General features: G+C 33.0%; 21 protein-coding genes and 1 pseudogene. 3 read left to right on the forward strand and 19 right to left on the reverse strand.

What is annotated here, in order from left to right; translation table 11 throughout:
* Positions 1 to 159 precede the first annotated feature (159 nt).
* From EKG35_RS06735 to norA, 4 genes and pseudogenes are all read right to left on the reverse strand, one after another.
* Positions 160 to 677 (reverse strand): annotated as a pseudogene (locus EKG35_RS06735) (YfiT family bacillithiol transferase).
* A 270-nt stretch (positions 678 to 947) separates the two neighbouring features.
* On the reverse strand, positions 948 to 2,123 hold the full coding sequence (locus EKG35_RS06740; protein WP_126293677.1) for a chromate transporter: 1,176 nt from the start codon (positions 2,121 to 2,123) through the stop codon (positions 948 to 950).
* Positions 2,124 to 2,139: 16 nt separating this feature from the next.
* Entirely contained in the window at positions 2,140 to 2,448 is a 309-nt protein-coding gene (locus EKG35_RS06745) for a PadR family transcriptional regulator (RefSeq protein WP_126293678.1), read from the reverse strand.
* A 532-nt stretch (positions 2,449 to 2,980) separates the two neighbouring features.
* Positions 2,981 to 4,174, reverse strand: coding sequence for a multidrug efflux MFS transporter NorA (gene norA, locus EKG35_RS06750; RefSeq protein ID WP_126293679.1), 1,194 nt, complete (start codon positions 4,172 to 4,174; stop codon positions 2,981 to 2,983).
* Between the two features lie 100 nt (positions 4,175 to 4,274).
* Here norA and EKG35_RS06755 point away from each other — a divergent pair, with 100 nt between their 5' ends.
* On the forward strand, positions 4,275 to 5,114 hold the full coding sequence (locus EKG35_RS06755) for a MerR family transcriptional regulator (protein WP_126293680.1): 840 nt from the start codon (positions 4,275 to 4,277) through the stop codon (positions 5,112 to 5,114).
* A gap of 141 nt (positions 5,115 to 5,255) precedes the next feature.
* On the opposite strand, the gene EKG35_RS06760 is transcribed toward EKG35_RS06755, so the two are convergent.
* Complete coding sequence (locus EKG35_RS06760; protein ID WP_126293681.1) at positions 5,256 to 5,753, reverse strand: YkvA family protein; 498 nt, start codon at positions 5,751 to 5,753, stop codon at positions 5,256 to 5,258.
* 693 nt (positions 5,754 to 6,446) lie between these two features.
* Between EKG35_RS06760 and hpaB the strand changes: the two genes are divergently transcribed.
* Positions 6,447 to 7,895, forward strand: a complete 1,449-nt coding sequence (hpaB, locus tag EKG35_RS06765; protein ID WP_126293682.1) for a 4-hydroxyphenylacetate 3-monooxygenase, oxygenase component — start codon at positions 6,447 to 6,449, stop codon at positions 7,893 to 7,895.
* Between the two features lie 151 nt (positions 7,896 to 8,046).
* Here the strand turns inward: hpaB and EKG35_RS06770 are convergent, their stop codons facing one another.
* From EKG35_RS06770 to EKG35_RS06825, 12 genes are all read right to left on the reverse strand, one after another.
* Complete coding sequence (locus EKG35_RS06770; protein WP_126293683.1) at positions 8,047 to 8,289, reverse strand: CsbA family protein; 243 nt, start codon at positions 8,287 to 8,289, stop codon at positions 8,047 to 8,049.
* Between the two features lie 33 nt (positions 8,290 to 8,322).
* Entirely contained in the window at positions 8,323 to 9,492 is a 1,170-nt protein-coding gene (locus EKG35_RS06775; RefSeq protein WP_126293684.1) for a PDZ domain-containing protein, read from the reverse strand.
* A gap of 125 nt (positions 9,493 to 9,617) precedes the next feature.
* Positions 9,618 to 11,063, reverse strand: coding sequence for a S41 family peptidase (locus EKG35_RS06780; protein ID WP_126293685.1), 1,446 nt, complete (start codon positions 11,061 to 11,063; stop codon positions 9,618 to 9,620).
* 238 nt (positions 11,064 to 11,301) lie between these two features.
* Positions 11,302 to 11,874, reverse strand: a complete 573-nt coding sequence (locus EKG35_RS06785; protein ID WP_126293686.1) for a peroxiredoxin family protein — start codon at positions 11,872 to 11,874, stop codon at positions 11,302 to 11,304.
* A 260-nt stretch (positions 11,875 to 12,134) separates the two neighbouring features.
* Entirely contained in the window at positions 12,135 to 13,388 is a 1,254-nt protein-coding gene (locus EKG35_RS06790) for a murein hydrolase activator EnvC family protein (protein WP_421663967.1), read from the reverse strand.
* A 59-nt stretch (positions 13,389 to 13,447) separates the two neighbouring features.
* Positions 13,448 to 14,344: a permease-like cell division protein FtsX gene (ftsX, locus tag EKG35_RS06795; protein ID WP_126293687.1), complete on the reverse strand. Its 897-nt coding sequence runs from the start codon at positions 14,342 to 14,344 to the stop codon at positions 13,448 to 13,450.
* Positions 14,334 to 15,020, reverse strand: coding sequence for a cell division ATP-binding protein FtsE (gene ftsE / locus EKG35_RS06800; protein WP_126293688.1), 687 nt, complete (start codon positions 15,018 to 15,020; stop codon positions 14,334 to 14,336). The genes ftsX and ftsE overlap by 11 nt, the downstream gene beginning before the upstream one ends.
* A gap of 539 nt (positions 15,021 to 15,559) precedes the next feature.
* Entirely contained in the window at positions 15,560 to 16,048 is a 489-nt protein-coding gene (locus tag EKG35_RS06805; protein WP_126293689.1) for a DinB family protein, read from the reverse strand.
* A gap of 423 nt (positions 16,049 to 16,471) precedes the next feature.
* On the reverse strand, positions 16,472 to 16,636 hold the full coding sequence (locus tag EKG35_RS21220) for a DUF2197 domain-containing protein (RefSeq protein ID WP_126293690.1): 165 nt from the start codon (positions 16,634 to 16,636) through the stop codon (positions 16,472 to 16,474).
* Between the two features lie 483 nt (positions 16,637 to 17,119).
* Positions 17,120 to 17,686: a hypothetical protein gene (locus EKG35_RS06815; protein WP_126293691.1), complete on the reverse strand. Its 567-nt coding sequence runs from the start codon at positions 17,684 to 17,686 to the stop codon at positions 17,120 to 17,122.
* 174 nt (positions 17,687 to 17,860) lie between these two features.
* Positions 17,861 to 18,400, reverse strand: a complete 540-nt coding sequence (locus tag EKG35_RS06820) for a carbon monoxide dehydrogenase (protein ID WP_126293692.1) — start codon at positions 18,398 to 18,400, stop codon at positions 17,861 to 17,863.
* 128 nt (positions 18,401 to 18,528) lie between these two features.
* Positions 18,529 to 18,834 (reverse strand): hypothetical protein, encoded by a 306-nt coding sequence (locus tag EKG35_RS06825; RefSeq protein WP_148103502.1) that lies wholly within the window; start codon positions 18,832 to 18,834, stop codon positions 18,529 to 18,531.
* A 296-nt stretch (positions 18,835 to 19,130) separates the two neighbouring features.
* Here EKG35_RS06825 and EKG35_RS06830 point away from each other — a divergent pair, with 296 nt between their 5' ends.
* A complete protein-coding gene (locus tag EKG35_RS06830) occupies positions 19,131 to 19,751 on the forward strand; it encodes a flavin reductase family protein (protein ID WP_126293694.1) in 621 nt (206 codons plus the stop codon).
* 530 nt (positions 19,752 to 20,281) lie between these two features.
* On the opposite strand, the gene EKG35_RS06835 is transcribed toward EKG35_RS06830, so the two are convergent.
* Both EKG35_RS06835 and EKG35_RS06840 read right to left on the reverse strand, forming a co-directional pair.
* Entirely contained in the window at positions 20,282 to 20,851 is a 570-nt protein-coding gene (locus EKG35_RS06835; protein WP_126293695.1) for a DUF2812 domain-containing protein, read from the reverse strand.
* 108 nt (positions 20,852 to 20,959) lie between these two features.
* A complete protein-coding gene (locus tag EKG35_RS06840; protein WP_126293696.1) occupies positions 20,960 to 22,225 on the reverse strand; it encodes an erythromycin esterase family protein in 1,266 nt (421 codons plus the stop codon).
* Positions 22,226 to 22,317: the final 92 nt, after the last annotated feature.

Consider the following 22,317-nt stretch of genomic DNA (forward strand, 5'->3'; position numbering starts at 1 on the left):
AATCTAGCAAACAACAAATTACACATGTAATCCAATCGTCGAAAACTAATTCGCATTCAAAGGACAAGTCGCTAGAGAAATATTGTAGTCCCGCTGCAATGCCAGCAATCTTAAAATTAAAGCAAATAGTCAATAAAATTTACTATCTAACCGATTTATTTACCAGCCTTTTCGACTACATAAAGCAGTAATGTGCGCAAGATGATGTCGGCCATGCCAAGCGTAGATACCAATATTTTTACCTACTGAAACTTCACCTGAGTCTGGATGTATAAATATCCTTTCCATATCAGCAGGATTTAGACTATGGAGAAGTTTTGTCCAGCGTATGTGCAATGATTCAAGCAGTGATAATGAGACATCAATTGGCAATTTGTAATCAGGAAGCTTCGCCCACTCCCCTTCTTCATACGGTTTAATAATAGGATTTTTTTCAGTAAGAGCCAATTTAAAGCGAACATATGCATTCATATGACTATCTGAAAGATGATGGACTACTTGTCGAACAGTCCACCCCCTGAACGGTAAGGGGTATCAAGCTGTTCATTAGTCAAGTCACTTACAGCCTCTCGTAATAATTTAGGCAACTGTTCAATTTCATTTATCCATTCTTTAATTACACTATCAGTAATCTCACCATCAAATTCAAATTTACCAATTGGATATTTCTCTTCCATTAAAATTGCCCCCTTTAAAATCCTTATAGTATTTTAAGACATCTTTATTAGTTTTATCATTTTTCCAAATCTTTTACACCTGAATTATCTTTTTCTATTAATCTTTATTTCTAATTAAAATCTTGAGTTCATTTTTTCTAAATCATTAATATTTTTTTATTCCCTTTACCTCAACTTCTGTTATTTGTTGCTTCAATAAATAAAGTGTTGACCCTTTCTGAATCAACACCTGCTTGGCACTCCAATAATTATAATTTCACAATCTATATGTTATAGGAAAAGAAATCCTGCAATAGCCCCAACTAATACGACAACCCAAGGAGGTAATTTCCAATACACAAGCATACAAAAAAGGATTGCTGCAATGGCGAAATCAATCGATTCCTGAATAGAGCTAGTCCAAATTGGATGGTATAGTGCGGAAAATAAGATACCTACTACAGAAGCATTAACTCCCATTAGCGCCCCTTTAATTTTAGGATTACTGCGCAAGTCATCCCAAAATGGCAAAGTGCCTAAAATTAATAAAAACGCAGGTAGAAAGATCGCAAATGTAGCAAATAATCCGCCTTGCCATCCAGCAACAACAGCTCCAATATACGTAGCGAACGTAAATAATGGACCAGGTACGGCCTGCGCAGCACCATATCCTGCAAGAAATTCTTGCTCACTTAACCAACCAGTTGGAACAAATTCCTGTTCCAATAATGGCAATACTACATGCCCTCCGCCGAAAACAAGGGACCCTGAACGATAGAAACTATCAAACATTGTAATCCACTGAGATGAAGAAAAATTACTTAAAATCGGCAAGAAAATTAATAATCCAAAGAATAAAGCCAAACAAAAATACCCTAACTTTTTAGATATTGGGAAAAGTGAAACATTTAATTTTTCATCTTTACTTGCTTTTTCACGATATAAAAGATAACCGATAAAACCTGCTATTAAAATCACAGCTATCTGAGTATATGCAGTTTGCCAAAGCAATGTAACAACTAAGGCAAATAATGCGATTGTTTTTCTTTTAATATCAGGAGTTAAATTCTTCGCCATTCCTAAAATCGCATGGGCAACAACCACAACTGCAACAATTTTTAACCCATCTATCCAACCAGCATCCTCAATGCCAAATGTTTGGAGAGCAGTTGCAAAAATAATGAGAGCGATAACTGATGGAAGTGTAAATCCTAGAAATGAAATAATTCCCCCAATTATACCACCGCGCATAACTCCTAATCCAATTCCAACCTGGCTGCTGGCGGGGCCAGGTAGAAATTGGCATAGTGCAACTAAATCAGCATAACTTTTTTCATCCATCCATTTCCTTCTTCGAATATATTCTTCATGAAAGTATCCCAGATGTGCAGTAGGACCGCCAAATGAAGTAAGTCCAAGTCTGGTAGATACCATTAATATTTCTAGCCAAATTTTCAATTTAGTCATTTCATCACCTACTTCTTTAATTTTTTATTTCTTTAAATAACTCGTATGCTTTTGCACGAGCTTGAATAAGCACTTCTTCCCCTTTACTTGTAGCTTTATAGTACTTTCTAATTTTCCCTTCTACATTTCTTTCTTCTTTTTGTAAAAGACCATCCGCTTCCATACTGTGTAGAATAGGGTAAAGTGTTCCAGAACTTATTTCATACCCATGTTCACGGAGTTCTTCCAGCATCCAAGCACCATAAACAGGATGTTCCTTTGCATGATGAAGAATATGAATTTGTATAAAGCCCAAGAAAAGCTTTCGTAGTATCTTGTCCTCCAAATTTTAAAACCTCTTTTCATTCTCGAAAACCGATATCGAAATTCGATATCATAATGCCAATTACAAATTACCATATCCACTATTTCGCTTCAATCAGAATAATGGAATTGTTAATTAATTTACACGATCTTTACAATAAGGTGGGCAGCCATTGCTCTTTAAATTCAAATATACCGTTTTAATCTGTTCGAATGCTCTCTGTAAAAATAAAAAATACCATTTTCAACTTGATCTTTTATTTATAAAGAGTTTAAAATAGTAACTTTTCTATGCTATAACTTAAAATAATATCCATATATTCAGTAGGTTGGAAAGGCTGACTATATTGCAAGTTGAATTTGGAACAGTAGCAACTAGTTGCAATGTAAGTCAAATAAAAAAGCGTCAACCCTTTTTGAACTGCTCTAGGTTTTTCATCTTCTACTGGGCAATTCATATAGATTAACGCTCTCTTAAAAAATATTAGTCTTACATATTATATAACAATAAGGAAACACACTTTATTTAAAAATGTTTTATTTTATAATTTTGATTAATTAGCTACACTTGCCTTTACCTTGTTAGAAGAATTATTGGCTTGCTTCTTCCAGAATAATGTAATAACAACTCCCAAGGCTAATATCACAGTTGCAAAATAGTAAGGATAGTTAATATCTAAATCAAATAATATTCCTCCTAGAATTGGTCCACTAATGTTCGCTAAACTTGTAAACATCGAGTTCATTCCCCCAACAAAGCCTTGTTCGTTCCCGGCTATATTTGAAAGATATGAAGTAACTGCTGGTCGGAATAAATCAAATCCTACAAAAACAATAAATGTTACAAGTAAAATAGATAAATATGAATGAACTACTGTCATTAAAAAGACAAGTACGGCTGATAATATTAAACTATATCGAATAAGTTTAATTTCACCCCAAATTCGCGTAAGCTTATCAAATAATATAACCTGTGCAACTGCACCAAAAATCGCCCCGCCTGTGATAACTATAGCTATATCTGATGGTTTAAATTGGAATTTGTGGTCCACAAATAGACTAAAGAACGATTCAAAAGCCGCTAAGCCAAATGAAGCAATAAAAATTAAAATGAACGCTAGGAAATATTTTGGTGCAAAAATACGATTCAAGCCCACTTTGCCATCTGAGATTTGTTCCTCATTTTCTTCAGTACGATGTGGCTCCGATAATAAAATGATAGAAAGTATTGCCGCAACTGTACCCAGTCCTCCTGCAAAGAAAAACGGTATACGAGTTCCGAATTCCGCTAAAAACCCACCAATACCTGGTCCAATAATAAATCCTGTACTAATTGCAGCTGACATATAACCGAGGGCTTTAGGTCGATTATCAAGATTCGTAATATCAGCAATAAAAGCTGTAACAGCTGGCATAATAAACGCAGCACTAATTCCACCTAAAATACGAGAAATAAATAACACTTCGATTTCTCTGCCAATCCCAAACAGCAATTCTGAGATCCCGAAAATAAATAACCCAATGACAATCATAATTTTTCTGCCAAATTTATCTGCTGCTTTCCCTGCAAATGGTGAAACAATCAACTGAGCAATTGCAAAAGCAGCTGTTAAATAACCAACTGTTGTTCCAGTAATACCTAATTCATTCATCAGTGTAGGCAACACTGGAATTACAAGGCCAATACCCAAAAAGGCTATAAATAGATTCATTAATAGTAATCCTAAGGTGACTTTATTATTCTTCATCTTTATTACTCCTTTAACTGTTTTGTACAGTTATCATTTATTTACATTTCCCATCCTAGTGTATATAGTAACTATATAGTCAAGGACGGTGTTTTAAAAAATGAATAATAAAAGGGGAAAATATTTAACAACAGGTGAATTTGCTAAGCTTTGTAAGGTAAACAAACAGACACTTTTTTATTATGATCAAATTGGTCTTTTATCACCAATAATGAAAAATGAAAAAGGCTATCGATATTACTCAATTTCACAATTTGATTTATTCATTGTTATTGATTTATTAAAGGACCTTGGTATGTCACTGAACGACATTCAACAGTATATGCAAAATAAATCACCTGATAGCTTTTTGACTTTAATGTATCAAAAAAAAGAAGAAATCGTAAAAATGCGCAAGGAAATAGAAGCTAAGGAAAAAATTATTGATACAAAAATAAAATTAATGGAAGAAGCATCACATCTAGATTTTGATAAAATTACACTAGAACACTTACCCGAAGCAACACTTTATTTAAGCAGAAATATTGAAAATATATCTGATGAAGAATTTGTAGAAGTCTTTTCTGATTTTATTGATGAATTGTACGTATTACAACTTGATACAGGTTATCCAATAGGTGCTATTACAAAACGCGAGCAATTATTGAAGGGGGAATTCAACAATTATAGCCATTTATATATTGAACAATCAAGTCCAAAGAAAGATTCCCCTTATTTTCAAGCAATTGCAGGTGATCATCTTATCGGTTATCATATTGGTGATGAAAAAACAATACAAAACACATATAAGCGTCTCTTCTCTGAGATGGAACGTTTAAATTTAACTTTAGGAGATTATGCTTTTGAAGAGTATATTTATGATACTGTTGTAAAGAATCATAAAGAACATTACGTCACTAAAATTATGATGCAAGTCTGTCGAACAGAAAATAAAAAATAAGGCTTTCTTATTACATAGGTTTGGGATAAATTTACTCAACTATTTTTACGTCTAGAAATATGCATTTTGGATTTTTTGGGTATTATAACTTCAACAAAAAAGGAGCATGAATTTTATGAATCATTGCTCCTCTTTTACAATCTAAGCCAATTTATTATCAATCTCTGAAGTATCTACATTATCGCCAAACCAATCTTTTAGTTTCTCTTTAGCTTGATTTTTAACATCCGCATCAATATACATTGATACTTGCCATAAAGCTGCAAGAAGTGCTCCTATATCATCAGAATATCCAACTACTGCTGCTAAATCCGGAATTAAGTCGAGAGGTAAAATAAAATAACCTAATGCTCCAATGATAATGGCTTTATTTTTCGCAGGCACCTCGTCTTTTTGTAATACATAATAAAGGAGAAGCACTGCATACACAGCAGATGAACCAGCTTTTTTAGAAAATTTCTTTATCTTATTCCAAAGCCCATCATCAGAATAATGCTTACTATGCTTTTGAAGTGTACTTTCATCCATAGTTTCAGCTTTCTCTTTTAATACTGCAATTTCTTCCTTGCTAAGATTAATCTCTTCTTCTAATAATATTGGCAGCTCTTCCTGTTTTTTCTTTCGAAATCTTTCAAACATATATATCCCCCCTAGGTGTAAGTTATTATAAAATTATAAAGTATTTATATACGTATACTACATTCCCATTTATCAAATTATAATTGAACTTGCTAAATTGGTGTACTTTAAACATTCAAAATATATTTGTTTCAGTCAACATAAAAGCATTGCCGCTGGATAAACCCCTTTTATTAAAAAATAAACACTATAATACATAAAATAAATAAAATAATTGATAGAAGAAAGCGTACAAATCCACTCCTTATATCCTCTATATGTGCCGCATTTTTCATATCTTTTTTAAAGTCTAGCCAACTTAAGATTATTGAAACTGTAATTAAGGTTAAAATTATTAGTTTCATATAATTCTTCTCCTAACTTTTATATTTATACGAGTGGCTACTGCACATTTTACCTTTAACAGATAAGATTAATATTTATTAAATTTATTTCCTTTTAAACATTGTAAATTATTCCCTAAATTTTTGAAACGATTTACTGAACTATCTTGGATTAATAAAACAATAACTCAAATAAAAAAATAATTTCCCCTCACATTTATACCCCATGGAATTCCAACCGTTAAGAGCTGCACAGAACATACATTTTTGAATTTACTTAAAAAAATAGGTATTTCACCATTTTTCAATAGTTTAATAAAATATTATACAGAGTATTATTGTAAAAATTTTCATAAATAGGAGTGGCACTATGGGAGCTATTAACGGAAATGAGTTCATTAACCGAGTAAACCAACTAAAAAATGAAATTTGGTTTGACGGCCAAAAGATTGAAGGTTTAATCTCCGAGCATTCTGCCTTTAAAGGAATTATTCAAGAAAAAGCCGCCCTTTATGATTTACAACTAAATCCTAAATTTAAAAATGAAATGACTTTTCTCTCACCTGAAACAGGTGACTCAATTGGACTTTCTTTTTTGCAGCCAAAATCTAAAGAAGATTTAATAAAAAGGCGGAAAATGATTGAACATTGGGCAAAGCAAACTTATGGAATAATGGGGAGAAGCCCTGATTACTTGAATACTGTTTTAATGAGTTTTGCTTCTTCGGCCGGCTTTTTAGAAGGAAAAGAGAATTGCTATCCAGAAAATCTTATAAAATTTTTTAAATATGCTAGAGAGAAAGACTTATCATTCACACATACATTTATTAGCCCACAAGTGAATCGATCTCATCTTTATTTAGAGAATAGCGATGAACCGATCGCTGCAAAAGTTGTGGATGTAAGCGAAGATGGGATTGTCATTAAAGGGGCGCGCTTACTTGCTACTCAAGGCGGTATAACAGATGAAGTATTAGTTTTTAGTGTAGGCAGATTTATTTTTAATGAAGATGAAGCCTTTGCTTTCTCAATCCCATCTAATACAAAAGGATTAAAATTTATATGTCGGGACATATTTGCTGGAGGGACTTCTCATTTTGACCATCCTTTAAGCTCTCGATTCGAAGAAATGGACTCAATTGTTGTCTTTGACAATGTTTTAGTCCCTTGGGAAAGAGTATTTTATTATGATAATGGCGAGGTAGCAGAAGACTTCATCATTAAAAGTTCCTTTCATGCTTTTGCTAAACATCAAGTAGTAACTAGACAAATTGTAAAAACTGAATTTTTATTAGGGATTGCGCAGCTGCTTATCGAGACAATTAATATTGGTGAATATCAGCACATACATGATAAAGTATCAGAAATCATTGCTGGTCTTGAGACTATGAAGGCATTGCTGGAAAGAGCAGAAAATAATGCTTCTTTAGATGAATTTGGGTTTATGCGTCCTGATATTTTCCCACTAAAAGTAGCTGGTTATATTTTCCCTAAAATTTATCCTCGCTTTACTGAAATTATTCAGTTAATTGGTGCTAGTGGAATGATTACTTTACCAACAGAAAAAGCTTTTCAGTCAAGTATACGTCCAGACTTAAATCAGTATCTTCAAGGAGCTACGAAATCAGCTGAAGATCGAGTAAAAATATTTCGTTTAGCTTGGGATTTAACGATGAGTTCATTTGGAACAAGGCAAACTCAATATGAGCGATACTTTTTCGGTGATCCTATTAGGATATCTAGTGATTTATATAAGAGTTTTCCTAAAGAAGAATATGTAAAAAATGTTAGTCAATTTTTAAATTTAAAAGAATCGTAGTTGTTTACAATTTTAAAGGGGCTTCCCCAAAAAATAAAATATATTCCTATTTAAGTTTTCTTAATAGTTCTGCTAACAGAAGCTATAGAAACATACAAAAAAGGATAGATGTAAAAAGAGTTCATACCTTTTTCATCTATCCTTTAACTTTTTAATCTTTATTTATCCCGCGCTGTACCATCTGTGTAGCAAACCAAAAACCAGCCGTTAATGACAGTGCATCAACTACAAAAATAAGGGGCGGTGATGTGTACCCTGCGTATACTGAAGCAGCGATTAAAGCAATTGATAATAGTAAAGCAACGTAATGATTATACGTAATTCTTGTTAACAGAATAACGATCATGCCTGGTAAAAATAATGCTAGTATTATTTTTAAAATAATTGATTCCATAACAAGCCCCTCTTGTCACGAACAAAATTACTATTATTCTGCAATTAAAAGTCCAATACGGTGATGATCACCACTATGAACTACATGTTGTGTTAATCGAACTTCATTTTGATGATTTAATACTTCTAAACGACAATGTGCAGCATTGATTTGCAGTGCTTCATACAATTGACGCTCTGAATGTACTTCTACTCCATTCACTTTTCGGATTACTTCGCCTATTCCTAAGCCCATTTTTTCAGCCGGAGAGTTTGGCAATACCCCAGCAATCATTACACCATTTGATTTTGCAGATACTGCGTAAACATCCTTCTGTTCACGTATTGTAAACCGAATCGAAATAATGATGCGAGCGATTGCTCCAACTATTAATACAGCCAAGCCAATTAACGGTTCAAAGTAAGCTGCAAGACCACCGATTATGATTAGCTCACCTAAAATAAGTACTGTACGACCTAACTTCGGATATAAATAGACAGGCAACGTATGGCGTGTCACTTGTTGGAAGCCTAGTATTACAGGAAATAATACGAGTGAAAAACGGTCAGCACCTAAAGAAAATTGAGGCCACCATGGAAAATATGCTGCGAGTGCATCACCTGGTACAACAAAAAAGATTGGTAATAGCCAAACTTTTTTACTTAGAAAAGCAACAGCCTTTAAACCGCGCTTCGAATTTTCGATTATTGGCGAAGCATATTTTGCACCGTTTTTACGAATTAACAAGCCCTCTGCTACAAGTAAAAGTCCAGCTAGGATAGCTGCTGTAACAGAAGCCCCCTCATTTACCTCTATTCCATTAACTGTCAGACCAAATAAAGTAAATGACCAATTCTGCATATTCATAACCATTAAAATGATTATGCTAGCTGCAAATAATATAATCGGCGAAAGTAAATGAAAGACATAAACTACAAGAGCTATGAAACTAGCAATCGTCACTACGTATAAAAATTGTGTTGGCAATGTTAGCCCGAAAACAACAGAAACAATCGAAATAATAAGGGAGATGAGCAACCCTTCCTTTAGTAATCCAATTGCCTCAGACCAACCCCATAAAATACGGATATGGAAAAATTTTCTCTCTCGTTTGACACGACGATAGCCTAAAAAAATTGCCATTAAAATTACTATATAAAATAATGGATTTATAAACATCCGACCAATTGATATAGCAACCTCTCTTAATATATCAGTTATCATTTTTCCACCGCCTGTTTACTACTAATACTGTCATTGTATCAAACGAGAATACAGTTGCGTAGATAAAAACTTACTATTTTTCTATTAAGCTTCTGAATATAATTAAATTTAGGTATAAGATAAAATCAAATATCACCTTGTAAACGATGCAACATAACACTTAAGCCCATATTTAATTGAACATCATTATCTTCATTTTCTTTATAAGCTGTTACCTGCTCACGGATAGTGGAGAAGAAGGCATCATCCATATGTCGTCCTTTTCTTAAATCATTTTGTTCACGGAATAACGCCACTGCTTGAGCAGTATCTTCATCATAGAAACCATCTGTTCTTTCAATTGTATAACCTAACCCATTTAATATTTTTTGTGTATACGCAATTTCTTCACTAAAATCGCCCTCTCCAAATTCCCCACTTAATGGAATAATTTCCATTGAGTATAAAGGGTGTTGTTCTACCTCAATGTCAGCCTTAATTCCTTTTCCATGAATCCATTCTCTATTTGGCGTTAACCATTTATTTGTAGATAGCTTTAATTCGCCTCCATTTTTTAAATCCCAAGTTTCTTGAACAGTGCCTTTTCCAAAGCTCTTAACACCTACTATCAATGCTCGCTCCCAGCTTTGTAATGCACCAGCCATAACTTCACTTGCCGAAGCACTTCCTTCATTTTGCATTAGGATAATTGGGAGCTTTTTCATTTTATCTAAATATTGTTTTTCTTCATCAATCTGTTCAGTTTTTAATTCTTCCATAGCACCTTGACCATTTTGCATATAAGCAAATACTGTATTCTTATCTTCTATACTACTTACGACAGCAGCTACGCTATGTAAATATCCACCTGGATTATCCCGCAAATCAACGATTAACCCTTCTACATCTTTGCCAATTAATTTTTTTGTTTCTCTAATCCACTCTTCAGCAGTTTTTTCTCCAAACATTGAAATAGATATGTAGCCAATATCTGTCTCTCCAACTGTTAAAACTTTAGATTCAACTGTTTTATTATCAATTTCAGCACGCACGACACTTACTTTTATATGACGTTCAGTGCTTGGACGATATAAGACGAGCGTGACTTTTTCACCTTTCTCTCCTTGAATAAGCTGCATTACTTCACCAATTGTTTTTCCTTCAAGGCGTTCGTTATCTACTTGAACGATTTCGTCAAAAGGACGAATACCAGCTTTTTCTGCTGGCGACGATTTCACAGGAGACACAACTATAAATTTTCCATTCTTCTCTGTAATTTCAATTCCTATACCAACTCTTTGTCCAGCTAATGTCTGCTTTTGAATAGCTGCTTCCTTCGCTGTATAGTACGTACTATAAGGATCTTTTATGGCGTTTGCCATCCCTCGCAAAGCCCCTTCTACAATCACATCTTCGCTTGTACCATACACAGATTTTTCTTTAATAAGTGAAAATGCTTGATCAATTACTGTAACATCGCTTACAGTTGTTGTCTCATTCCCCTTACTCATTGACCACTTCTGCCATAGAAAAAAGCAAGCGATAACTAAAGTTACTACAGCAACACATAAAAAAATTCGACTCTTTCGCATTTCTTTTCCTCCTCTCGTTCAATCTATGAAAAAACAATAGGGGATAACACATTACTAAGAGCCGAATTTTATAATTTTAAATTGAGGATGCCTAGATAATTAAATATTCTAGCATCCCCCTTGCTTATTGTTGGATTATTTGCTTAAAGCATTACTGCTACAATTGGTTCATTTACTTTGCAGGAAAAGCAATAAAGTATAATCCTAACCTTAGCTTTTGAAATCGCATCTATGGTCATTAATCTAAACTTGATGCATATTTTTTTAAAGCTTTTTGGTTTAATGGTCCAACGATATGATGCTGAATCCGTCCTTTACTATCAATCATAAAGGTAGAAGGAATTGTCAGCACTTGATAGGTCGAACTTAATTTATCTTCTTCCATTAAAAGAATTGGGAATGTTAGCTCATAGCTATCTATAAAATGCTGGATGGTCTCTCTTGAGCCATCTGTATATGTTAGATTAACTCCTATAATTTCGACATTCTCTTCTTCAGCATATTTTTCATAATACTCCTGTAAATGAGGCATTTCTTCTTTGCATGGAGGACACCACGTTGCCCAGAAATTTAAAATTACCTTCTTGCCTTTTAGATCTGATAAAGTGTAGCTTTCTCCCGATAGTGTCTTTAATGTAAAATCAGGGGCGATTTGTCCCCTTTCTAATCCTTCTTCTCCAAGTTCCATTTCATAGCCGAGCGTACTATCATTTATTGCCTCACTCGCTTCAATTTGTTTCTTTATATAAGTACCAAGCATAATGACAACTAGCAGCATTACAATCAATAGACCAATTGTTTTCTTCTTCATTTTCCACTCTCCGATAGAAAAATTTTTCATCATTGGTGATTTTCTAATAACAAGAATATCATAATTGGCCATCAAAAGTACAAAACGCTAGTGTATTCTTAAATCTGGTTTAGTCAAAAATGGCAAAGTATAGCTCTGTGGTGTATGGTTAGGCCGTTTACCTCAAGAAAATTATAATCTCTAACTTTTTTAAAATTTCCTTCACAAAATAAAAACAGGCTAAGTTGTGATAATCACAACTTAGCCTGTTGTTTTCTTTTTTATAATGGGATATAGCGTAATGGGTTTACATTGCCTGCTTTTTGACCTTTCCAAGGACCGATATGAACCTCGAAATGTAAATGAGACCCTGTAGATCGTCCCGTATTACCCATTTGTGCAATTTGTTGACCTTTGTCAACAACATCTCCAACACCCACATTATACGAGCTTAAGTGTGCATAAACTGTCGTATAGATTTCCCCACCCATCGAATGGGTAATAATAACGACATTACCGTAAGTAGAAAGTGGTCCTGCATAAACTACGGAACCGCCTGCAGCAGCTACAATTGGTGTACCGATAGAGTTCGCTAGGTCAATTCCGTAGTGGAATTCAGGTCCATAACCTAAATTTCGCCAGCCATAACCGCTTGTTAGGCGACCATTTGTAGGTTTTGTCCAAGAACCATCCGAAACAGCTGGTAAAGAACCGCCACCACTTTGTTGTTGTTCACGTTGGCGCGCCAATTCAATTTGACGCTGCTGTTCTTTCATAATTTGCTCTTGAAGTTCATCACTTACTTCTAATGCTTCTGAATATTCTTCTTCTAATAATTTTTTCTCGCTTGCAAGTTTTTCTTGCTCTGCCTCTAGCTCATCAATTAATTTATTCTTTTCTTCTTTCTGTGAATTAAGTGAAGACTTTAATTCTTCTAGCTTGGCCTTGTCAGATTCAAGCTTTTTCTTCGTATTCTCTAATTCAAGCTTTTGTTCTTCTAATTTTTCTTTGTCATTTTTTTGATCGCGCATAATTTGGCGATCCGCTTCCATTAATGTATTAACCGCTGAGAATCGGTCAATAAAATCTACAAAGCTATTAGCTCCTAATAATACGTCTAAATAACTAACAGAACCATTAGCTTGAATCGCTCTTGCTCGCTCTTGAAGAAGTTCATCACGTTGTTCAATTTTTTCCTGAAGCTTTGCAATTTCTTCCTGTAATGCTTCAATCTCTGCCTCTGCAGTTTTGATTTCCTTAGATACTTCCGCGATGTCTTCATTTGTTTTAGTGATTTTTTCGCCAAGCTTCTTAATTTGAGCAAGCAGTTGGTCTTGTTTATTTTCAACTATTTTAAGTTGATTCGTTTTATTTTTAATTTGACTATTAAGTTCATCTTTTTTCTGTTCAACTTGTGATTTTTGATCCTTTAAATCTGACAAACTTGCAGCATATGTAATAGGCATTTGTATAAAAAGCAACATTGCTAAAGCTGCCATGAAAATTTGGAATGGCTTTTTTTTCATGAGTTTCAACATTAAAGACTCCTTTCCATTTTTAATCTACAATTCTACTTTTTCGCGATGAAATACTGTTAAATTTTTAAAAACTTTCGAACAGACATAAAACTTCCCCAAATACCAATCAATATCCCAAGTATTAGCAACAATGCGTTAACTTGATATAGTAATGGTGTCACATTAAGCATTTGCAGCAGTTCTCCGTGTAGTCTCGGTTCTAAAATGTTGTACACATTGTAGTAAACAATGGATACCACAACCATTGGTATGATTGCACCTAAAACTCCCAACCACATTCCTTCCAGCACAAATGGGATGCGAACAAATGAATTTGTTGCCCCTACTAATTTCATAATTTCAATTTCATCCTTACGAGCAATAATCGTAATACGAATCGTATTTGAGATTAAGAATATTGCTGTAAAAAGCAGACCTAAAATTAACACTAAGCCGACATTTCTACTTGTGTTTAAAACACTAAATAATTTTTCTACTTTACCTTCTCCGTATACAACGTCATATGTATTATCGAATTTCTCTATTTTTTTCGCGACAGCCGCAGTTTGTTGAGGATCTGCTGCTTTAACATAAAGAACGTTCCGTAAAGGGTTGCTTTGTTCAAAAAGACTTAAATCATCACCGAAGTCTTCAATTAAATTGTTTAGCTCCTGTTCTTTAGATGAGTAAACAACTTCTTCAACATCAGGCAAGCTTTTAATTTCTTTCATCAGCTTTTCTTCAGCTGCTTTCGCTTCGGTAGGGTCTTCAATAATTTCAATAAGCACACGAATTTCTACATCATTTTCAATATCGTCTGCTAATTTGTTTAAATTCATCATAATTACTGTAAAAACACCAACTAATAAAAGGGTAACTGTTACAGCACTTATGGAAGCGAATGTCATCCACCCATTACGATTTAACGATTTAAGACTTTCTCGGAAATGACGACGTATTGTTCTACCCTTCATAGCCATAGTCACCTCCGTATACATCACGGACAATCATGCCACCCTCAATGGCGATAACGCGTTTACGGATTGTATTAACAATTTCGCGATTATGTGTCGCCATTACAATTGTCGTGCCACGTGCATTTATTTCTTCAAATATGTTCATAATTTCCCATGAAGTTTCAGGATCAAGGTTTCCTGTAGGCTCGTCCGCAATAACAACTTTAGGCATGTTCACAATTGAACGCGCTATTGATACCCGTTGCTGCTCTCCACCAGAAAGCTCACTTGGCAACATCCGGACTTTATGCTTTAAGCCAACTAATTCTAAAACTTCCATTACACGTTTGCGAATTGCTTTCGGCTGCTCTTCTATAACTTCTAGAGCATATGCTACATTTTCGTAAACATTTAGACGAGGAAGTAATTTAAAGTCTTGGAATACAACTCCCAGCTGACGTCTAAAATATGGTACACGATTATTCTTAAGCGTCGATATATTCGTTCCAGCGATAATTACATCACCTGAAGACGGTTTTTCTTCGCGATACATTAATTTAATAAAAGTAGATTTCCCAGCACCGCTTGGACCTACTACGTAAACAAATTCACCTTTTTTTATATCAACGGTAATACCGTTTACTGCTACTACTCCGTTAGGGTACTTTTTGACCACATTATTCATTTGGATCATTAACTAAACCACCTAAGTTCTATTAAATAAATTTTTTCACTCACCAACCATTATAGCACTCATTTAATCTATTTTTATTACATTTTCTTTTCATTATTATGGGTATTACTCAAAGATTTATGGAAGCTGTCATATTACTTGTGAAATATGCACTATTAATATTTTGTTATTCTATTTTTTTCTATAAAATTTAACAGTTGCATTGTAAATTATTCCATAAAGGGGCAAGAATCCCTTCTATTTTTCATTAATTTCTAAAAAAATACAAAAATAGCATATATTAAATTAAAAATAAATGTACTTCTAAATGTCATGCACCAAGCCTCAGATGACTTAAAAGCTTAACCTAGATATCTAAGTGCCTGAACAACAATTTGTCCTTAAATGAAAATAGACGCATTTCCAAAAGAAACGCGCCCTTAAGTCGAATATGATTATTTCTTCTTTTTTGTTTTTATGTATTTTTGCATCAAGAATCCTGCATCATATACCGATTTTAGCCCCTTAGTTAATAACACTAGAGAAATTCCATTCGTCCACTATTCAGCTAGCCCCAATATATCTGTATTTTTTGGTATGTACCCAAGTAGGCGTAGCATTGCTACAATTTGCCCTTTATGATGAAATTCATGCGTAATCGAATGAATCAGCAACTGATGTGGGGTTTTTCTTACAACTAAACTATCTTCCTTCCATGAAAGTTCTTTTTCGATAACTTCATCAAACTTATCTGCGAATTGTTCAAATACAGTTTCTACATATATATCAGCTTGTTGAAAATAACTGTGAATATCCTCTATTTGCATATCATTGATTACTTCCCTTGTTAAAAGATGGGTTGTTGTTTGTGAAAGCACAAAAGACCCCAGCCATGCATGATAACAACCTGCAACATGAATTAATGACTCTCTAATACTTTGAAATCCAAATCCTAATTCTTTTGTAAAATCATTATCACTTAGTTCTTTACATTGATCTAGTAAAATCTGTCTTGTTTGTTTAACCCACTCATATTCGTGTCTATCCATAACTAATCACTTCCTAATTGCCAGAATATTCTTTTCATTATACGTGAATGTACACTAACTTTTAAAGGCCAAATTTAACTTAGTATTAATGAATAGTCTTTTTACTACAAAAGATGTTGGAAATACAATTCTTATTAATAGCGGGTTCAATTTAGCTATAAATTAAAATAAAGTTGGAAAAATTCAGAGGGAATAATTGAAGCATTATCTAGTGTTAGTTTTAATTAAAAAATCCATTTTGAAAAATGATTAATCAAAATGGATTCTTATTTCTAATTTATTGTTCCACATCGAGCCCGTTTTTTGAGTAACAGAGGGGAAATTATTAACTGATTAAGTACCAATAAGTTCGACTACAAAGTATCATTTCTGAATAAAAGCACATGTTAATTTTACAATCCATTAGTAGAACTCTTCCAAAAACTATTTAAAGAAGTTTTTTATCGCATCTATGCGTACTTTATGGTCACATTCTTCGCAGCGAAAAATCTTATTAGTTCTTTCCTTTAATAGCTTATATTTTAGTGAACCTTCATATACTCTAAATTTTTGTCTACAACTATAACAAAGTACCTCATAGTAATACATTGTTCTCCTCCTAGTGACATATTACTTTTTGTTGATCTATGCCCAGTTATTTAGTATATTCCGAACATCTAACTGGGGATTTCTTATTAATTAAACCAGTCAATGAAATTTCTTAATATTAACGCCATCACCTTGCTGACAATTTGGTTAATTCTCTTAAAACTTTCTACAACAGGGAAAAAATGCTGCAGATTTTAATTTACAAATGGTTTCTCGATAAATGACATTTGTTTATTAATTATTTGGTTTACTTTTCACTCTTTTTTATTTTAGGATAGTGGTACAAAAAAATCAAAAAACGTTTAATTAAAGAGTACTAAATAGTTCTTGAATCACTTTATACAATTTAACTGTCCCTTTAGTTTAAGTGTAATTCTACACAACCAGAATCACATTTAGATATGAATATTGCTAATTTTACTCAACAACGTAAAAATAGACGCAATCCTTAAGGAAAGCGTCCGAATGTTGAAAAGTATATCTTTAGTAATCAATAGAATTGGCTATCTGAACTAGGATTTCGGGTGTTACTATATTCGAAACATCTTTATCAATACTCAACATATATTGCCAATTATCCTTTTCAAATAATAAATGATTAAACCCTTGGCTTAATTTTTCCATATACTTCGCATTACTTCCGTTATTTAGTTTAAAAACTTCCGAAACGTTCTTGTCACTAAATTGAATTTTATGCTTAATTGGTCGGACATCAATTTTGAAATGGTTTTGTGGTTCTTGCTCACTTATAAGTGTAATTTCAAAAGTATCATTCATATCACCTTCTAAATTGCTAAACCTGCCAAAATGGTGAGTAAAGCTAATCGGTGGAACTCTTAGGGGTAGTTTAAGTTCTTGATTAAAATGCTGCTCAAATTCCCTTGCAGCTTCTTCAACTGTCTTATATCCAATATCGGAATAAATTTTTTCATAAGGTTCCGATGTTTCTATTTCACTGGCAAAACTGTTATCACCTTTAGTATCCAATCTTAAAATAAAATAACTACTAAAAATTAGTAATAATAATATAAGCGATACACTTTTTTTCATCCAATCACCCTAATTTATATTTAGAAATATTTTTCCCAAGACAGTTCAACCATATTAAAAATATATCCCTTTAAAAGAAAAAGACGTATTTCTGAATAAATACGCCGATTTGAAGGATCATTTCATAGGCCTTATTAAAGCAAAGACACTTATTTTATTAAATACTTTCATTAGTTAATTGATTGAATTTGCAATATCAACTAATACTTCAGGTATTTCAATGTTGGTAGCTTTGTTATGAATTCCAATTAAATATTGCAAATTATTTTTTTCAAAGACAAAAAAGTTAAATAAATCCGATTCAAAATGTATCCCCTTTGTACCATCTTGAAGTGTATATTTCCTACCTTCAAAATCCAACTTATTTTTTAGTGGACATATATCAATTTTAAATATATTATGTCCTATTTTACTATGAACAAATCTAATTTGTAGAGAATCATTGATTTCATATTCTTTATCTTCATAGAATTTACCAAATTCATGTGTAAATGGAATCGAAGGTATCATTGTAGGTAGCTTTACACTACAGTTGCAATGCTTTTCAAATTCCTTTACTGCCTCGGATACAGTTTTATATCCCATTTCCCTAAATTGTTCCTCAAAAGAAGGAGGAGTATCGTTAGGGTTTGCATAGACTGTTCCACTATTCCCCTTTAATATAAAAAAGCCTAGTAAAAGTAATAAAAAAGAAACACTTTTCTTCAAATTCATCACCCTAAATTATATTTGGGTATAGTTTGTCCAATTCAGTTATATAAATCCTTATTCAAATAAATGGACCAATTTATAAAAAAAGAACGCAATGAATTGCGCCCTATAATTGAAAAATAATATCCATTTTAACCCCACCACATAGCTAAAACAAACAAAGACCAACAAGTAGTTAGTAGACCGATGCAACCAATTATAGAAAAATATAACACCAAATTAACTTCTTCACTTCCGTGTTTCTTATATTGAAGAAAAGTCATAACAAAAGAAATTAAATATAATAAAACGCTAATTATCGTTAGGACAGTTAAATAGTATATTGGAGGTATTTTAGCTAAATTTTCATTCAAAGAATAAGCCATTCCTTGACCAAATATTCCAAATATAGTTGCTAAAATTAAACTTCCAAATATTATAGCATTCATTTTTCTCATCACTCTCACCCCACATAAATAAAACGAATTAAGTGGGATAAAGTTACAAATTCCCCTTCCACTATCTTGCATTGTTGGAATACAAACTCTGCATACCTTTGCACATCGAATTTTCAGTATAAACCTATTCGGCTATCCATAGATCTAAGTAGCATAGAAGATCGAGTGAATTAGAAATTTATGGAGGAAGTATCTAGATTCACCTTTCCCTCCTTACATCCATATTTCGATGGGAGTGGAAATGTTATCCTATTATAATATAAATGTACTTTGGTTTTTAAAGGAGGAAGAAACAATTGCTTATTGATAAAAAGGATACTAATAGCTTTGTAGAAATTAAACCAAAAATTTTGTATTATGGGACACCGATACTACTTCTTAACACTTTAAATGAAGATGGCACAACTAATATTAGCCCAATCTCTTCGTCATGGGCTTTAGGTGACTGCATTGTTCTCGGAATAGGGCTAGGAGGGAAAGCTATAGAAAACTTAGAAAGGCATAAAGAGTGTGTCTTAAATTTACCCAGTCCAAACCTTTGGGAAAACGTAGAAAAAATATCATCATTAACTGGTAAAGAGAATATACCACCTTTGAAGAAAGCGATTGGATTCACTTATAAAAAAGAAAAGTACGAGGCAGCAGAGTTAACACCTTTAAATTCAAAATCGGTTTTACCTACACGAATTAAAGAATGTCCTATACAAATTGAAGCGGTAGTTAAAAATATTCGCATCCCTAATTATTCATCGTTTGCGATTGTTGAAACACAAGTATTACATTTCCATGCTGAAGAAAGTATAGTTCAAAATGAAAATTATATCGATCCATCAAAATGGAGTCCTTTAATATATAACTTTAGACATTATTTTGAATTGGGAAGAGAGTTAGGAAAAACATTCCGTTCTGAAACTTAATGATTAATGTTTTTATAATACCTTTCTCTTTCTTATCTATTAAACTATTTATCGTTGCCATAGTGAATGACAGAGTAATAATCTTCTGTCATTCACATTCGTTACAGATTCTTTTATACTACACCCTTTTATCAAACAATAAGGAATTCTTATTTTTATACTATTTCGGAAACTTTTATAAGTTTTATTTAAAAAAGCGCAGTTCCGATACTTTGGAAAAGCGCTTGAAAAAAAGTAACCCATTTTATGTTGCTATCTTAAAATATCTGCAACTTTTGAATGTACCAACCTAATCATTCCTTAGTTTATCATCTATATATCTTAACATTTCATCTTCAACTAACTTCGTCATTTGTTTATGTCTAGTCTAGTCCTTATGCTATGTAGATCCATGAAAGTGTTATTCCACATTCTGTCCCTTTAATGACTTTTAGGGCGCTTCTTTTTTCCGTTAGAGTCTCCCGATTAACAAATACATTATCTTCAATTACTTCTTCTTTGGATTAAAAAATACTTAACTTGCTAGCATCTTAGTTTTCTTTTAACATTGAATACTTTCGATAAGCTTTATAGAAACTGCTGCAATAGAAAACAACCATAAGGGCGGGAAGCGACCTCAAAAGAGCAAATGGAGTTTCAAATAAAAAAGCTTTCCAAAATAATGCACCTTCCATGCTCCAAAGGCCTTCAGCTAAATATAAACCTGAATCCTTGTACAGCATATAAGAAAATAACAAAAACAGTATACCTAATCCAGATGAATAGCCCATTAATCTTCTATAATAATTACTCGTTGATTGGCGATCCGAAAAGATTTCATTTTGATTATCATCTTCTTTTTGCCAATATCGAATCCCTCCAAGCCATGAGCTATTTATATAATTCCAACCAAAATCTTCATATATCCCTTTGTAATCTTCAAACTTTTTCTTTGATAAATAGTCTTGATAATCCAGTCGTATCACATATCTCTTGTCAGTTTTTTTGAAGGTGTATATTCCTAATCCACTAATATTTGTACAACAATAACCTTTTTGCAATAGCTCGTTCAGCCATTGCTCCTCTTTTTCAATATCAAAAAACATCTTAAATTTCTTCATTTGATTCACTTCCTTCGTACAGGGATAAAATATTAAACAAAAGTTTTGTTGGAAACCTAAGAAATTAAGAAGATTGTGTTATTCAAAGGCTAATCTAATAAAACCTTACTATTCTACTACATTTGTTGGTGTTGCTTTCTTTACGATAATAATCCCGTTATATGCTTCGTTGGGTGTCATTTCAATCGTGTAAAATGTCTTTAAAAACTTGTACCAAGAACGGAAATCATCTCCAATATTTGACATCTTTTGCTCTCTCGAAATGATATCCAATAACTCTTCTGACTCACTCGCTTTTTCAAAATCAACAAAGAATTCATTTAACTCCACTTCACTGAATGCATCAACTAAATCATTGTGATTTTCCACTGTATGAATTTGTCGTTCACCAGAGCTGCCATTTTTCGCCTGAAACTCGCTGCTAATAAAATCAGTACCAATTGCAAAATATCCTTCTCCATATAGCTCGTCTAAATAATTTCCCATTGATTTGTAGCCAGCTAATGAGGCAGACGTTTTTTCAATATGCCCATTATGTCCGGTTACAAATACTTTATCGTGACCTTTCGCTGCTTCAAATTCAGCAATCCATTGTAAATTGTCTGCCAAATATTGATCACGTAGTTTCATATAATCTTCTTCATTTAAAAACAACTGTGTACGCTGTTTCATTATTTGTGCATATTGTAAAGCAAATGCATAAGATTCAACGGAGGATTTTTCCACGTAAGTCGCTTTATTTGATTGCAAATCTAGAATGATATTGTTTATTATTTCATCTATTTCTTTCAACTGCTCCGTCGTTAAATCACGCATTGTATCATTTGAAACGTGTTCTAGCTGTGTTGCATATTTTTTTGCTGCATCTGCGTTTATAACTTTATAAAAATCAAGTACACCTTTTTTACTTAAGTCATAGCGTTGCATATCATTTCCATAAAAATAAACTTTCTCGTCCTGGCTTGCCGTTAAATTATAATCATGCATCCATTGAACAAGATTAACCATTTGTTCCGTTTTATAAATACTATAATCAAGGTTATTGACTACCTCTTCTGCTGTACCTTTTCCATTTAAAATAAATTGATTAATTGTCTGTCCGCCACCAAAATCACCTTCTAAGACAAAAACACTCACATTTTCATTTTTTACTAACACTTCAAAAACGTCTTTTTTCAACTCTTGAAATTCAACATTTCCATGTGTAGCCTCCCCCAAACCAATCACCTTGACATCATCTGGAATATCAATTTGATTAATGGTTGTAATGTATTGATCTGCATTATTTACTGCCGCAGCGCTCCCGCAGCCGGATAATAAAACTGAAAGATAGATAACTACTACTAATAAAGAGATCTTTTTATTAAAATTCATTTTATGTCCCTCTTATTCTCATATTTTTCGATACTCCTAGCGCTAGTTATTAAAAGTTCAGGTTGTTACCAACATCTTTTTCCATTAAAACT

The sequence above is a fragment of the Lysinibacillus telephonicus genome (genome assembly GCF_003966145.1).
Lineage (GTDB): Bacteria > Bacillota > Bacilli > Bacillales_A > Planococcaceae > Ureibacillus > Ureibacillus telephonicus.

Bases quoted from the DNA above. Each gene is read 5' to 3' on its own strand.
- EKG35_RS06740 (WP_126293677.1), bottom strand. From the start codon at position 2,123: ATGACTAAATTGAAAATTTGGCTAGAAATATTAATGGTATCTACCAGA.
- norA (WP_126293679.1), bottom strand. From the start codon at position 4,174: ATGAAGAATAATAAAGTCACCTTAGGATTACTATTAATGAATCTATTT.
- EKG35_RS06755 (WP_126293680.1), top strand. From the start codon at position 4,275: ATGAATAATAAAAGGGGAAAATATTTAACAACAGGTGAATTTGCTAAG.
- EKG35_RS06760 (WP_126293681.1), bottom strand. From the start codon at position 5,753: ATGTTTGAAAGATTTCGAAAGAAAAAACAGGAAGAGCTGCCAATATTA.
- hpaB (WP_126293682.1), top strand. From the start codon at position 6,447: ATGGGAGCTATTAACGGAAATGAGTTCATTAACCGAGTAAACCAACTA.
- EKG35_RS06770 (WP_126293683.1), bottom strand. From the start codon at position 8,289: ATGGAATCAATTATTTTAAAAATAATACTAGCATTATTTTTACCAGGC.
- EKG35_RS06775 (WP_126293684.1), bottom strand. From the start codon at position 9,492: ATGATAACTGATATATTAAGAGAGGTTGCTATATCAATTGGTCGGATG.
- EKG35_RS06780 (WP_126293685.1), bottom strand. From the start codon at position 11,063: ATGCGAAAGAGTCGAATTTTTTTATGTGTTGCTGTAGTAACTTTAGTT.
- EKG35_RS06785 (WP_126293686.1), bottom strand. From the start codon at position 11,874: ATGAAGAAGAAAACAATTGGTCTATTGATTGTAATGCTGCTAGTTGTC.
- ftsX (WP_126293687.1), bottom strand. From the start codon at position 14,344: ATGAAGGGTAGAACAATACGTCGTCATTTCCGAGAAAGTCTTAAATCG.
- ftsE (WP_126293688.1), bottom strand. From the start codon at position 15,020: ATGATCCAAATGAATAATGTGGTCAAAAAGTACCCTAACGGAGTAGTA.
- EKG35_RS06805 (WP_126293689.1), bottom strand. From the start codon at position 16,048: ATGGATAGACACGAATATGAGTGGGTTAAACAAACAAGACAGATTTTA.
- EKG35_RS21220 (WP_126293690.1), bottom strand. From the start codon at position 16,636: ATGTATTACTATGAGGTACTTTGTTATAGTTGTAGACAAAAATTTAGA.
- EKG35_RS06815 (WP_126293691.1), bottom strand. From the start codon at position 17,686: ATGAAAAAAAGTGTATCGCTTATATTATTATTACTAATTTTTAGTAGT.
- EKG35_RS06820 (WP_126293692.1), bottom strand. From the start codon at position 18,400: ATGAATTTGAAGAAAAGTGTTTCTTTTTTATTACTTTTACTAGGCTTT.
- EKG35_RS06825 (WP_148103502.1), bottom strand. From the start codon at position 18,834: ATGAGAAAAATGAATGCTATAATATTTGGAAGTTTAATTTTAGCAACT.
- EKG35_RS06835 (WP_126293695.1), bottom strand. From the start codon at position 20,851: ATGAAGAAATTTAAGATGTTTTTTGATATTGAAAAAGAGGAGCAATGG.
- EKG35_RS06840 (WP_126293696.1), bottom strand. From the start codon at position 22,225: ATGAATTTTAATAAAAAGATCTCTTTATTAGTAGTAGTTATCTATCTT.